Below are 13894 nucleotides of genomic sequence, written 5' to 3'. Positions count from 1 at the left end.
TCGATGCCGCCAGCACCACACTTGCACGATCAAGCCCGCAACGACCCTGGACTACTGCTCAACGCCCTACCCGCCCCAGGACGCGCGAAGGGCGCCGGCCGAAGCCGACGCCCTTGCGGTGGGAACGAGACGGATCACTCGATGACGTCGTCGTCCATCCAGTCGAAGGTCCGCGTGACGGCCTTCTTCCAGTTGCGGAACAGACGGTCGGCCTCGCCGCGGTCCATTTCGGGGACCCAGCGCTTGGACTCTGCCCAGTTGTCGATGACGTCCTGCTCACCTTCCCAGTAGCCGACGGCGATGCCTGCGGCGTAGGCGGCACCAAGCGCGGTGGTCTCGGCGACGACGGGGCGAACCACCGCGACGTTGAGCTCATCGGCCTGGAACTGCATGAGGGTGTCGTTGGCGGTCATGCCGCCGTCGACCTTGAGCTCGGCCAGCTTGACGCCCGAGTCGGCTTCCATGGCCTCGAGCACCTCGCGCGTCTGGTAGGCGGTGGCCTCCAGGACGGCGCGGGCGATGTGGCCGCGGTTGACGTAGCGGGTCAGGCCGACGAGCGCGCCGCGGGCGTCTGCACGCCAGTACGGGGCGAAGAGGCCGGAGAACGCGGGCACGAAGTACGCGCCGCCGTTGTCCTCGACCGTCGCTGCGAGCTTCTCGACCTCGGGGGCCGAGTCGAACATCTGCAGGTTGTCGCGCAGCCACTGAACGAGCGAGCCGGTGACGGCGATCGAGCCCTCAAGGGCGTAGATGGCCGGCTTGTCGCCGATCTTGTAGCAGACGGTGGTGAGCAGGCCGTTCTTCGAAGGAACGATCTCCTCGCCGGTGTTCATCAGCATGAAGTTGCCGGTGCCGTAGGTGTTCTTCGCCATGCCGGACTCGAAGCAGGCCTGGCCGAAGGTCGCGGCCTGCTGGTCGCCCAGGATGCCCGCGATCGGGACGTCCGGCAGCATGCCCTGCTGACGACCGACGCCGTAGACCTCTGCCGAGGACTTGATCTCGGGAAGCATCGACATGGGGATGGTCATGTCGGCTGCGATCTCGGGATCCCAGTCGAGGGTCTTCAGGTCCATCAGCATGGTGCGCGACGCGTTGGTCACGTCGGTGACGTGGATGCCACCGTCGGAGCCACCGGTCATGTTCCACAGGACCCAGGTGTCCATGGTGCCCATGATCAGGTCGCCGGAATCGGCCTTCGCCCGTGCGCCCTCGACGTTGTCGAGGATCCACTTGACCTTGGGGCCACAGAAGTAGGTCGCGAGCGGAAGACCGACGCGCTCCTTGTAGCGGTCCTGGCCGATCTCGCCGCCGAGTTCCTCGACGATCTTGCCGGTGCGGGTGTCCTGCCAGACGATGGCGTTGTAGACGGGCTCACCGGTGTTCTTGTCCCACACCACGGTGGTCTCGCGCTGGTTGGTGATGCCGACCGCCGCGATGTCGTTGTGGTTCAGCGAGACCTTTGCGAGGGCGTCAGCGACGACCGCGCGGACGTTGTCCCAGATCTCCTTGGGGTTGTGCTCGACCCAACCGGCGCGCGGGAAGATCTGCTCGTGCTCCTTCTGACCCGTGGCGACGATGGTGCCCTTGTGGTCGAAGATGATGGCGCGAGAGCTCGTCGTCCCCTGGTCAATTGCGAGTACGTACTTGTCAGACATGTACTAACACTTCCTTGTGTGTGTTGTGTGTGAGTGAGCTGATCAGGCCGGCAGAAGGACGCCGGAGAGGAGGCCCGCGATGACGCCACCCAGGATCGGGCCGACGACGGGAACCCAGGAGTAGCCCCAGTCCGAGCCGCCCTTGCCCTTGATCGGCAGGATGAAGTGCGCGATGCGGGGGCCGAGGTCACGGGCAGGGTTGATGGCGTAGCCGGTGGGACCACCGAGGCTGGCGCCGATACCGACGATCAGCAGCGCCACGCCGAGGGCGCCGAGCCAGCCGAGGCCAGCGGGGGTGCCGACCGTCTTGTCGCCCCAGTGACCGGCGGCGAGCACGACGAAGACCAGCACGAAGGTGGCGATGATCTCAGTGACGAGGTTCCAGGCGTAGCTGCGGATGGCAGGTGCGGTCGAGAACACGCCGAGCTTGGTGGCCGCGTCGGGCTCCTGGTCGAAGTGATCCTTGTATGCCAGCCAGCACAGCGTCGCGCCGATGATGGCGCCGAGCATCTGGGCCAGGATGTAGACCGCGATGGACGCGAAGCCGACGGCGATGCCGCCCACGAACTCCTTGGCGCCGGAGGACGCGATACCGAGCGTCACGGCCGGGTTCAGGTGTCCACCCGACTTGTAGGAGACGAGGACACCCGCGAAGACCGCGAGACCCCAGCCCCAGTTGACGAAGAGGAAGCCGGTGCCGTTGCCCTTGGTCTTGGCGAGGGCCGTGTTGGCGACGACGCCACAGCCCAAGAGGATGAGCATGGCCGTACCGACCGTCTCAGAAAGGAAGATGACTCCCAACGACATAGTTGAAGCTCCGTTCCTGACAGCAATGTCAGCTTGGCGTCACTGCTGACGCGCACTTTGCGGACGACAAAGGTGTCGACCTCGCCTCTAGCGAAGCGTGACAATGCACGTCGTTGCAAGTACTGTGCACGTCTGTGCACACCATTGGGCGGGCGGTGCACTGGTTCCTGTCAACGTTAACTAGACCCAGGGATCTTGGCTAAACCAACCTCTGCAGACGACGCGCGGTGCGCCTAGCGAGCCGCAGATCCCAGGTCGAAAGGTCTCCAGCCCTCACCCCACCCTTTCGGCCCGACTTCCGGCACGGCTCAGCAGGCGCCCGCCATCCCTGCCGAGCGGGACGGGGAGACAGCGGACCGGGATGCGGCTCCCCTCCGGCCCATCCACTCAGCAGCGCCCGCGCCCGGAGGCGGCCGGCAGGTATGGCCCGGCAGGTCTGGCGTTGAGCAGTAGTGCGTGTTCGTTCGCGATCGCACCAGGTTTGAACGGTCGAATCGCAGACGAGTTACGGATGCTGCTCAAGCCCACCCCGGCCCCACCCCGGCCCGAGCGGGACAGGGCATCGGCTCACCTGGCGGTGGCCGAACCGTGGGCGCCGCCGACCCTGTTGGTGTCGCCCGGGGCGACCGAGGCCATCGCGCCGCCGGTCGGCCACTGCTGCGGGCGCAGGATCGCGGGCGAGTGCAGCGTGCTGGAGATCTGGTCTGCCAACTCGCCGCTGCTTCCCTCGACGGAACCACCCGCCGCGGCCGCGTTGATCCGCCTGAGCGTCTTGCGCAGCGTCGTGACCGCCTGCGCGGTGCGGCCGCCGAGACGGTCGGGTGCAGCCCTGTTGATCTCGTGGCGGGCGCCGACGAGGATCTCGGCGCACTCCTGGAAGATGGCGCGGTTGAGCCCGGCCATCAGGCGCAGCGCGTCCGAGACGCCGTCGGCGATGCCCGCCAGTTCGACCGAGGCGTTGCGCTGCACCGTCGACGCGTCGTGGTAGCCGGCGGCGGCGGTGCCCTGCCAGCCCTCGGGCTTGGCGATCGCGTCGATCTGTTCCGAGAACGCCGCGACCCGCTGTGCGGTGAGCAGCCACTGGTCGGCGTCGGCCTCGAGCGCCTCGGGGATGTGGGCCGCCTTGGCACCGATCCGGGCGACCGCCGCGGTGAGCGCCGCGACCGCCTGGTCGCACGAGACGTCCAGGTCGACGATGTCGATCCGGGCACGCCCGCGCAGCATGTCGATCATGGGGCCCGGGATGAGCGCGCCAAGGGCGTGCAGGATGCCGTCGATCTGGTTGGCGTCGCGCGTCTTGGCGCGCTCGACGGCGGCCAACAGCGCGTCCAACTTGCGTCGCACGTGCTCGAATGTTGTGGTCGCGTCCAGTTCGAGATCCTTGCGGTCCGCGTAGTCGCGGATGGTGGTGACGAGCTTGGCCGCCCCGCTGCCGCTGTCGATCACAGCGCCTCCCTCATGATGCCGGCGTTGGTCGTCTCGGCCTCGGTGTAGCTGGCGGCCGCGCTCATCAGGCGCTCGCCGATGGCGGTGAACTCGGCTCCAGCGCCACCCGACCACCCGGTCCCTGCTCCGGAGAGTTCGGACAGGCCGAGGTCGGGGACGAGGCCGAAGCTGGTGGGGGTCGGCGACGCCGTTGCCGCCTTGGCCTCGCTGCTCAGGTCGAACCACTTCTTGGCGGCCGTGCGCAGCGCATCGGGGGTGACGGCGACCTCGCGGCCACCGTCGTCACCGGTCTCGCCGCCCCCGCTCCCGTCATCGCCGGGGTCGCCGGGTCCGCCAGGGCCTTCGGGACCGGGCGGATCATCCGGCCCGCCGGTGCCGGTCGGGTCACCCGGGTCGGTGTCGTAGGGGTCGGGGATGCCATCGGGGTCGGGCGCGTTCGGGTCGTCGCCGGTCGCACCGCCGTCGCCCGGCTGGGTGCCGGGTCGGCCGCCGGTGATCTCGTCCCAGTCGGAGACGCCGTCGCCGTCGGAGTCGCGGTTCCGCAACTCCTCCTCGGTCGGCTGGCCCGGCACGCCGCCAGAGGGCTGCCCACCTGGCCCCTCGGTCGACGGCGGCTGGCCGGTCGCGTTTGGGGTGCTCGGGCTCCCGCGGCGCTGGGCCCCGCAGGCACTCCGCCGGGCATCCCGCCCGGCATCGCGGAGGGTCCTCCCCCTCCTGCGCTTCCTCCTCCCGGCAGGCCGCCCGCCCCTCCGGAGGGCAGTCCACCGGCCGGGATGCCAGCGCTCGCGGCACCCGGCGCCGAGGTCGCGGTCGGGGCGGCACCCATCGGCAGCGGTCCGCCGCCGGAGGCGGCCGAGGGGGCGGGCGGTGCGGCGGAACCTGCCCCGGCGCTGCTCAGCCCTCCTCCACCGCCTGACGCGCCCGCTCCGCCCTGGCCCGCGCCTCCCATCATCATGGGCGGCATCATGCCTCCGGCTCCGGCGCCTGCGCCCTTGCCGCCCGCGGCTGCCGGGTTGATCATGCCCTCGCGGAGCGAGGCGTCGTCGACCTCGTCGTCGCTGTCGGCGCGGATGCCCGCGAAGCGGCTCTCCGCCGCGCGCCGTTCCAGGGTGGCCCAGGCGTCGTCTGCGTCGGTCATCGTCGGCTCCTTCGCGGGTTGAGCATCGCCCGGTACGCCGCCATCAGGAGGCGGCGTTCCTCGAGCAGTTCGTCGAGTTCGGGGTGGGGGTCCTCGGTGTCGCCGTGCCTGGCATACGCATCCTGCGCCGCGGCGAGCACGGCCGAGCCGATCGCGCCGACCTGCACCTCGTCGAGCCACTCCTCCTCGAACCGGACGTCGCACGCCCTCCCCCTGGAGTCGAGGACGACGCCGACCCCCGGCGAGTTCCCGATCGTCGGCGGGGCGGGTTCTGCGCGCCCGGGGGACGGGTTGTCGACGGCCTCGTCGATGCGTCGCTCAAGTTGGGCGAAGAGTTCACCGAAGGCCGTGAGCGAGGACGCGGAGAGGCGGGGCAACTGGTCGAAGGCGTCGAGGTCGTCCGGAGCGGCATCGTCCTCGTCCTCGTCGACGGGTGCGGCCGACTCGGCGGGGACGTAGGCGAGGGCGAACGAGGCCTCGGCGAACGCCTGCCGGAAGTGGTTCTCGAGGGTGTCCTCGCCCATCACCCGGCGGAACCAGACGGGGCTGACGCGCACCTTGGTGAGCCGGTTGTCCTCGACCCAGACCCGGACGATCCGGTCGGGATCGGCGTAGCCTCCGACGCCCGGGTCGGCGGCCTCGTCTGGGGCGTCGCCGAAGTCGGGCGGCGCGAGTGGATCGAAGTCGTCGTCGAATCCGATGGTCATGGCTCACCCCTCTGCCTCGGGCCCACCAAGTTAAGCAAACGGCAGGGTCACGCCGGGATTGCCCGTCAGGGCAGCGAGGCCTGGAGGTCGGCCAGCGCGGTGTTGGCCGCGTTGTTCAGGCTGTCGGCCTGACCCTGGGTCAGTTCGCCGCCGGTCGCCGCATTCAGGTGGACGGTGATCTCCGCAAGGTGACCCGAAACCGAACGGGTCCGATAGAAGGTGCCGAAGGCCGGTGAGGGCTGCCGGAGAGACTGCTTGGCGCGCGCGATCGACTCGCGAACCTTGTCCGCGGCCAGTTGGTTCGCCGCGCTGACCTTCACCAGCGCCCCCGGCAGGTCGCCCGCGGCGCCGTTCATGATCCCCGCCGCCTGCCCCCGGGCACCCGCGAAGCCCCCGTAGCTGACCGAGGCTGCGCCGGTCCAGCCCTCGCCGGTCTGGAGCGAGTTGACCTGTTTGTCGAGGGCGCTCAGGGCGATCACGGTGTTCCCCCACTGGATTACGTCGGTCCTCAGCGCGCTGATCGCGGCCTCGAGGAGCGCCTGGAACTTGTCCAACTCGGTGCGCTGCCGGCTGAGGCTCTGCATGTTCGCCTCGTGGACTGCGCGGCAGGCCATCTCCGCAGCATTGGCCGCGAGCGACGCCGCCCCGCCGAGCACGGCGCTCGCCCCTGTCAGCACCTTGAACTCGCTGAGGTCCAGGTTCCAGGCCGACTGGACGGCGTCACTGAGTCGGTAGTGCTCCGCTACCACCTGGAGCGGTTGTGCTTCGGCAGTGTCGCGGGTGCGCTGGGCGGCCTCGATGGCCGCCTTCACGCGGCGGAGCAACTCCTGCAGGATCGTGTACAGGTCCATCGCTATCCTCCGATCTGCTTGGCGCTGGCCGCGTTGACCTGCTCCATGGTCTCGTAGCGGTCTGCCGCCTTCATCAGTTCCGCGCTGGTGTTGGCGTAGGTGGTGCTCGCCGTTCCCGCCTGCTTCGTGACGCCGGTCGCGAGCTCGGTGACCCCCGTCGCCTTGACGACGCCGAGGTCACCGGGGATCGGGGTCTTGGAGGCGTTGCCCGCCGTGTCGCTCGCGGCGGCCCACTGCTTGGCGAGCTTCCGGAGTTCCTCCGGGTCGACGGTGTAGCCGCCATCACTCTTCTCGGTCCTGGTGGGGGTGCCGCCGCTTTCATCCTTCGAGCGGCCCCCGCCATCGTCACCGCTGCGTCCGCCGTCGTCGCCGCCCTTGGAGCCGTCGCCACCCTTGGAGCCGTCGCCACCCTTGGAGCCGTCGCCACCCTTCGAGCCATCGTCGCCGCCTGGGCCGGGGTCGGAGATGGGCGGATCGTAGATGATCTCCGGAAGCTTGTGTAGTTCCGGATACTTTGACCCGCTAGGGTCGGGGTCGGGATCGGTCGGCGCAGTGCCCGGCGGCAGATAGCTGCCGGGCGGCTGGGTGCCGTTGTAGTCGGCGCCGGGGCGGTCGGGGCCGCCGTTGAGCCACTCCTGGTAGTCGGGGACTCCGTCGCCGTCGGAGTCCCAGCCGCCAGCCGGGGTGTCGGGGATCCCGTCACCATCCCGGTCGATGAGCGGCGTGTCGGGGATGCCGTCCCCGTCTGCGTCGATCATGTCGGGGATGCCGTCGCCGTCGGTGTCGAACATCTGCGGCGACGACGCGCCCGCGGCCGACAGCCCACCGCCGCCCCCGAGGCCGCCGAGGCCCCCGCCGGGAATCCCTCCGGGGCCCATGCCCTGCGTGCTGGCCAGCGCGGCTCCTCCACCCAGCGGAGCACCAGCGCCCGGCACGCCGCCGCGGAGCGCCTGACCGCCGAGCGCGGCCGCGTCGACCCCGAGGGGCTGGCCGCCTCCGGGAGCGACACCTGCCGGGCCGGCCGCGCCCTTCGCGCCCGCGCCGCCCATCATCGGCGGCATCGTGCCCGAGCCGCCGGAGCCGGAGCCCTTGGATCCCGTCGCATTGGGGTTGATCTGGCCCTCACGCAGTTCCGCCGAGTCCAGTTCGTCGTCGGTCTCGGCGCCGATGCCCGCGAAGCCGCTCGCCGCGGCCCTGAGTTCAAGCTTGTCCCATGCCGATTCTGCGTCAGTCATGACTTACTTCCCCTCGGATTGAGTACGGCAGTGATGGCTACCCCCAGCAGTTCCTGCTGCTTGAGGAGGTCGTCGGAGGCGCCACCGCGCGGAACCGGCCGGTACGACTCCTGCGCACGGTCGGACGCGAGTTGGACGTGGGTGACGATCGAACCGACCTGGGCCTCGTCGAGCCAGCGTTCCTCGAAGGCGACACTGTGGGTGCGACCGCATTCATCGAGCGTCACGCTGACCCCCTGAGACCGGCCGGTCACCCGGCGCGCCTCGCGCTGCCAGGCGTCCTGTTCCACGGCGAGCGCCTGGGTGATCTCGGCGTCCAGTTCGTCGGCGACCGCCCTGAAGGCCGTCACCAGTTCCTGGCTCAGCTCCGGGAGGTCGTCGAGTGCCGCGCGCACCTCCTCCGGCATGGCCGCGAGTTCCTCCAGCGGACCAAGCGGTTCGGGACGCTCGATGGGGTCGGCGCCGGGCAGTTGCGCCAGGACGAAGGCCTCGCGGAAGCGGTCCTCGAGGCGCTCCTTCGGCCCGATCCTGGTGAACCAGACGGGGCTGACGCGCACCCGGATGAGGCGGCCCGCGTCGTCGAGCCAGACGCGCACGAGCTTGTCCCTGTCGGAGAATCCGCCGTCGCCCTCGTCGTCGGGTTCGGGCTCTGGTTCCGGCTCGCCCGAGAAGACGGGTGCCGCCAACGGGTCGGCCTCCTCCTGGTCGTCCGAACGCTCCATCTCGGGCTCGGCGGCAGGGGCAGGCGCGGCCGCGACCGCATCCACGTCGGGCCAGTCGCCCGCAAGGGGCGCGGCAGGCACGGCAAGGTCGTCGTCGAACTCCCGCTGAGTCATCGGCACCTCTCCTTCACCGTGCCATTTAATCAGCGGTCGGGTCCGACCCGGGGTGCTCAGGCCGCCGTGGTGATGGACTTTCGGAACCGGTCGGCCGAGATGTGGCGCCTCGTGGCGATCGCCAGGTAGGACAGAGTGGCCGCGATCACGAACATCAGCACGGACACCGCCGCGATGCCGATCTCGCCCGTTCCACCCGACAGCCACGTGCGCACCAGCGTGAATCCGTTGTGCAGCGGGGACACGACCCCGACGGGGGCGAGCCAGCCGACGGCGGACGAGACGCCGAGGCCGATAGTGACCACGAGCAGCAGGGCCGAGATCGCGCGACCGATGTTGCCCCACCATCCCGCGAGGGCGTGGTTGGCGAGCACGAACGAGAGGCCGAGCAGCGCAAGCAGCCCCATCAGGCCGACCGTGGTGCCGAAGCCGACGCCGAGCACGACGCCTCCAACCAGGCCGAGCAGCAGGCCCTGCACACCGACGATCGCGGCGGGTAGACGCAGCGCCCTCGCCCAGAGGGTGAGGCTCGATTCACGGGAGGCGACGGCGTCGCGCGGCACTGGCCGGACGGCGACGTAGGCGGTGAGCGCTCCGAGCCACAGGCCGGTCAGCAGCAGCAGCGAGACAAGCGGCACCTTGCCCCGGCCATCAGCGAATCGGAACGTTCGACTGGGCTCGCGACGACCTTGGCCAGCTTCTCGCGGTCGCCCTGCGAGTAGCTGGGCACCTGGTCGGCGCCCTTGGCCAGCTCGGACGCGAACGTGCCGACGCCCTCGTCGAGCTTGGTGGTGCCAGCCGAGAGCTGAACGAGGCCGTCCACGAGAGAGGCGGTGCCGTCCGCGGCGGACTCGACGCCGTCGGTGTACTGCGAGACGCCGTCGACGAAGGTGGTGGCGCCGTCCATCAGCGCGCCGACACCCGAATCGAGCTGGGAGGCGCCGTCCGCGAGTTGCTGTGCGCCGCTGGAGAGCTGGTTGACGCCGCTGGGGAGTGCCCCGATCTCGTCGTTGAGCTGCTGGATGCCCGAGTTGAGCTGCTTGGCACCCTCGGAGAGCTGCGGGGCGCTGGCGACCAGCGGGGCAGCCTGCTCCTCGAGCGTCTTGGCGCCGTCACGCATCTGCTTCAGGCCACCGGTGAGCTCGCCCATCTGCTCGGCGGTCTCCTTGGCGATGGAGTCGGGAAGCGACGCGATGCCTGTGGAGAGTTCGGAGGCCCCGTCGGCGACCTGGGTCGCCCCGTCGGAGAGGTCCGAGGCGCCGCCGGACAGCGACTGCCCGGTGGCCGGGTCGGGGCTGGTCAACATGCCAGCGCCCACCCCGGTGCCCGTCTTGAAGCCCGCCTCGACGGCCTGCTTGAGCATCCCGCACATGGGGTTGGGGTCGTCTGGCTGGCAGCCGAGGCCGTCCTGGAACTGCTTGGTCACTCCGTCGACGGCAGCCTGCGTCTGCGGGTCGAGCGGTCCGCCCGCCGAGTAGCCGCCGAGCGTGCCCGCGACCGTGTCGATCCCCTTGCTGATGCCTGCGGCGCCGGTGCTGATCCCGGCGGTGCCGTCCTTGAGCCCGGACGCGCCCTTGACGAGGGGGTCGAACTGGCTGGTGTCGACCGGCGTGGAGCCGATCTCCGTGATCATCTTGTCGAGGCCCTGGCGCAGCGGGGTCACGCCGCCGATCGCCTGCGCGGCGCCGTCGGCGAACTGCGGGATGCCGCCGAGCAACTGGTCCGCGCCGGTGGCGAGCTCGCCCACGCCGGAGACCAGTTCGGGGGTCTGGGCCGCGAACTGGCTGACGCCGTCGGAGAGCTGGCTTGCGCCGTCGCTGAGTTGGCTCGTGCCGTCCTTGAGGTCGCCGATGCCGGAGACCAACTGGTCGCCGCCGACGACGAGCTTCGGGCCGTTCTCGGCAAGTTGGTCCATGCCGTCGCGCAACTGCGTGCCGCCCTGGGCCGCCTGCTGGGTGCCCTTGGCGAGCTCGGTGGAGCCGTCGTGGAGTTGCTTGGCGCCGTCCACGATGGTGCTGAACTGCTCGCCGACCGTGTTGAAGCCGACGTAGATCCCGTCGAGGTAGCTGCCGGTCAGCGTCGAGTTGATGGTGTCGACCGCAAGGCGCGAGATCTCCTGCGCGACCTGCGAGTCCGTGACGGGCGCGTTCCCGCTGACCTGCACCTGGATCGTCGCCTGCTCGGCCTTCGCGGCGTCGTTGGCGGAGAAGGAGGTCGCGGCGGCCGAGAAGCCCTTGGGGATCGTCACGACGGCCGAGTACTCGCCCGTCTTGAGGCCCGCCGCGGCGCTGGGGGCGTCGGCGAGCGTCCAGTCGATGTTCTCGCCGTCCCGGTCGACCATGGCGGCCGCGAGTTGGCGGCCCATCGGCACGTACTGGCCGTTGACGGTGACCGCCTCGTCGAGGTTGACGACGGCGGCGCTGACGGTGGAGTCGGCACGGTTGCCCGAAAGGCCGATCAGCGCGGCGACCGCGAGGAGCGGGACGAGCGCAAGGGCGACGATGCTCGCCCAGCCCATGCGTGGTTCGGTGGTCTTCATGCGTTGCTCCCCTCGAGCGATGCGGTGGGGGCGGCGTAGATGCCGTCCAGGGGGATGTCGCCGAGGCTCTCGGCGCTCGCCCCGCACAGGACGACGGCGCCGGTGGCCCGGGTGCGGTCGATGAGCCCGTTGAGGGCCTGGCGGGCCGAGTCGGTGTCGGCCAGTTCGATGGTGTCGACGAACACGACGGTGCCTGGGCGGGCGGCGGCCAGAGCCGCGGTCGGGTCGTCCACCGTCGCGAGGTCGAGATAGGTGACGCGCCTGCGGACGCGGCCGGCGCCCTCGGGGAGCAGGGCTCCCGCAACGCGGGCCTTGCCCGAGGTCGTCTCGAGGCGGCCGCTCAGCGCGAGGGCCGCGCCGGTGCGGGCGCCGACCGGCCCGATCAGGCCGATCACGTTGCCTTGCACCAGCCGCAGGTTGACGGGTCCAACGACGCCGTCGACGGCCAGGTCGTCGGCGAAGGCGACCGAGTCGTCGCCGGGCCAGTCGCGCAGTTCAACCTCGCGGGTGAGGACCTCGCCCTCCACGTCGAAGGTTGGAAGCAGCTTGTCCAGCCACTTGGGCAGCCACCAGGCGCGGTCGCCGAGCAGGGTCATGACGGCGGGCACCAGCGTCATGCGCACCAGGAACGCGTCGACCGCGACCCCGACGGCAAGCGCGAACGCGATCGCCTTGATGGCGGCCATCCCCTCGGGGACGAAGAACGCGAAGACGGAGATCATGATGACGGCTGCGGCCGCGACCACAGGCCCGGAGGCGACGAAGCCGCCCCGGATCGCCTCGACGGCGCTCTTTCCGTGCACGTACTCCTCGCGCATCCGGCTGACGAGGAAGACCTCGTAGTCCATCGCGAGCCCGAACAGGATGCCCATCAGCAGGATCGGCAGGAACGAGATCACCGGCATCGGCTTCTCGAGGTTGACGATCTCCTTGAACCAGCCGTGGTTGAACACCAGCGTCGTCATGCCGAAGGCGGAGCCGACGCTGAGGAGGTACCCGAGCGTCGCCTTGACGGGGACCCAGACGGAGCGGAAGACGGCGGCGAGCAGGATCAGGGACAGCCCGACGACGAGGATGCCGAACGGCCACAGCGCCGCCGTCAGCTTCTCGCTGATGTCGATCTGGATGGCGGTCGCACCCGTCACGTTGGTCTGGACGCCGTACTTGGCCTCCCAGCCCTCGCCCTTGTCGATCAGCGCGCGGACGAGGTCGGAGGTGGCCGGATCGTCGGGGCCGGTGGTCGGCACGACCTGGATCATTCCGGTGTCGACGTTGGGGTTAGGGGTGGCGATGGGCACCTGGTCGACGCCGGGCATCGCCTCGATGTCGGCCTTGAGCGAGTCGAGCAGGCCGATCGGGTCGGTCGAGCCGATGATGTCGGCGGTCACGATGATGGGGCCGTTTGCTCCCGGGCCGAAGTTCTCTGCGATCAGGTCGTACGCGACGCGCGCGGGCGAGCCGGCGTGCTGCTGGCCCGCGTTGGGTAGCGCGACCTGCAGCCCGACGGTCGGCACGGTGAGGCCAATCAGGCCAGCCACCACCACCACGATGGTGATGATGGGGTGCCGCGTTGTGACGCCGACCCACCAGGCGAACGCGCCCTGGCGCTTGGCCTTCGGCTCCTTGGCCGCCTTGGCGGGCTTCTTGGCCTTGGGGCGCATCCGCTCCCCCATCAGACCCATCAGCGCCGGCAGGAAGGTGAGCGCGATCGCGACGGCGATGGCGACGGTGGCCGCGGCGAAGATGCCCATCACCGTCAGGAACGGGATCTGCGCGACCGCGAGCCCGATCAGCGCGATGAACACCGTCAGGCCCGCGAAGACGACCGCGGAGCCGGAGGTGCCGACGGCGCGTCCGGCCGACTCCTCCGGGTCGAGGCCCTGGCGGAGTTGGTCGCGGTGCCTCGAGAGGATGAACAGGGCGTAGTCAATGCCGACCGCCAACCCGAGCATCACCGAGAGCAGCGGCGTGGTGGAGTTGATGTCGAAGATGCGCGTGAGCAGCAGCATGATCGTCATGGAGATGCCGACGCCGGTGATGGCCGTCAACAGCGGGAGACCCGCCGCGACGAGGGAGCCGAGCAGGATCGTCAGCACGATCAGCGCCACGATCAGGCCGATGCCCTCGATGATCGTGATGGCGGGCAGTTCGATGTTGTAGGCCTCGCCGCCCATGCTGACCTGGGCGTCATCGGGGAGGTCTGCCCGAAGGTCGTCGGCGACCTTGGTGATGGGTGCGAGGTCGTCCGCGCTGGGCGCGATGGTCGGGAACTCGAGACTGAGTTGGATGATCGCGGCCCGATCCGAGTCGGAGACCAGGCCTGAGACGTGTTCGTTCCAGGGCGACGTGGCCGCCTCGACCTCGGCGAGGCCGTCGAACTCGCTGACGGCCGCCTCGATCTGCGGCCGGTAGGTCTCGATCGACTCGCCCTCGGGGACCACCACGACTGCCATCGCCGACAGCGCGGCCGCCTGCGGGAACGTCATGCGGAGCTTGTCGAGCGCGTCCTGGGACTTGGACGATGGGATCTCGAACGTGTTGTTGAACGACCCCATGAACGTGAAGGCGAGGCCGCCGAGCGCGACCAGGAGGGCAAGCCAGATCGCGATGACGGTCTTCCTCCGTCGATAGCACCAGCGTCCCAAGGCGTAGAGCCATGCCGACATCTCGTCGTCCCTCC

General features: G+C 70.0%; 12 protein-coding genes. 1 reads left to right on the top strand and 11 read right to left on the bottom strand.

Annotated features, from left to right (window positions below; genetic code table 11):
- Window positions 1-134 precede the first annotated feature (134 nt).
- The 4 genes from glpK to BW730_RS18720 all read right to left on the bottom strand — a co-directional run bounded on the left by glpK (window position 135) and on the right by BW730_RS18720 (window position 4480).
- On the bottom strand, window positions 135-1655 hold the full coding sequence (glpK, locus tag BW730_RS14940; RefSeq protein ID WP_077686957.1) for a glycerol kinase GlpK: 1521 nt from the start codon (window positions 1653-1655) through the stop codon (window positions 135-137).
- 42 nt (window positions 1656-1697) lie between these two features.
- Window positions 1698-2462, bottom strand: a complete 765-nt coding sequence (locus BW730_RS14935; RefSeq protein WP_077686956.1) for an MIP/aquaporin family protein — start codon at window positions 2460-2462, stop codon at window positions 1698-1700.
- A 567-nt stretch (window positions 2463-3029) separates the two neighbouring features.
- Complete coding sequence (locus BW730_RS14930) at window positions 3030-3908, bottom strand: hypothetical protein (protein ID WP_077686955.1); 879 nt, start codon at window positions 3906-3908, stop codon at window positions 3030-3032.
- Window positions 3905-4480 carry a hypothetical protein gene (locus tag BW730_RS18720; RefSeq protein ID WP_077686954.1) on the bottom strand — a complete coding sequence of 192 codons (576 nt, stop codon included), beginning with the start codon at window positions 4478-4480 and terminating at the stop codon, window positions 3905-3907. The genes BW730_RS14930 and BW730_RS18720 overlap by 4 nt, the downstream gene beginning before the upstream one ends.
- Window positions 4481-4681: 201 nt before the next feature.
- Between BW730_RS18720 and BW730_RS18295 the strand changes: the two genes are divergently transcribed.
- Window positions 4682-5068: a hypothetical protein gene (locus BW730_RS18295; protein WP_145952909.1), complete on the top strand. Its 387-nt coding sequence runs from the start codon at window positions 4682-4684 to the stop codon at window positions 5066-5068.
- Here the strand turns inward: BW730_RS18295 and BW730_RS14920 are convergent.
- The 7 genes from BW730_RS14920 to BW730_RS14890 form a co-directional block, all read right to left on the bottom strand.
- Complete coding sequence (locus BW730_RS14920; RefSeq protein WP_077686953.1) at window positions 5043-5753, bottom strand: hypothetical protein; 711 nt, start codon at window positions 5751-5753, stop codon at window positions 5043-5045. The two genes, BW730_RS18295 and BW730_RS14920, sit on opposite strands and share 26 nt — an antisense overlap.
- A 65-nt stretch (window positions 5754-5818) precedes the next feature.
- The gene (locus BW730_RS14915; RefSeq protein WP_077686952.1) at window positions 5819-6604 is read right to left on the bottom strand and encodes a hypothetical protein; all 786 of its coding nucleotides are present in this window, start codon (window positions 6602-6604) and stop codon (window positions 5819-5821) included.
- Between the two features lie 2 nt (window positions 6605-6606).
- Window positions 6607-7839, bottom strand: a complete 1233-nt coding sequence (locus tag BW730_RS20085; RefSeq protein WP_077686951.1) for a hypothetical protein — start codon at window positions 7837-7839, stop codon at window positions 6607-6609.
- Entirely contained in the window at window positions 7836-8675 is an 840-nt protein-coding gene (locus tag BW730_RS14905) for a hypothetical protein (protein ID WP_077686950.1), read from the bottom strand. Before BW730_RS14905 ends, BW730_RS20085 begins: the two co-directional genes overlap by 4 nt.
- 56 nt (window positions 8676-8731) lie before the next feature.
- Window positions 8732-9313, bottom strand: coding sequence for a hypothetical protein (locus tag BW730_RS14900; protein ID WP_077686949.1), 582 nt, complete (start codon window positions 9311-9313; stop codon window positions 8732-8734).
- Complete coding sequence (locus BW730_RS14895) at window positions 9286-11214, bottom strand: YhgE/Pip domain-containing protein (protein ID WP_077686948.1); 1929 nt, start codon at window positions 11212-11214, stop codon at window positions 9286-9288. The genes BW730_RS14900 and BW730_RS14895 overlap by 28 nt, the downstream gene beginning before the upstream one ends.
- Window positions 11211-13880, bottom strand: coding sequence for an MMPL family transporter (locus tag BW730_RS14890; RefSeq protein WP_077686947.1), 2670 nt, complete (start codon window positions 13878-13880; stop codon window positions 11211-11213). Before BW730_RS14890 ends, BW730_RS14895 begins: the two co-directional genes overlap by 4 nt.
- Window positions 13881-13894 lie beyond the last annotated feature (14 nt).

It is taken from the genome of Tessaracoccus aquimaris, assembly GCF_001997345.1.
GTDB lineage: Bacteria > Actinomycetota > Actinomycetes > Propionibacteriales > Propionibacteriaceae > Arachnia > Arachnia aquimaris.
This window is presented reverse-complemented; position numbering and strand designations above follow the sequence as displayed.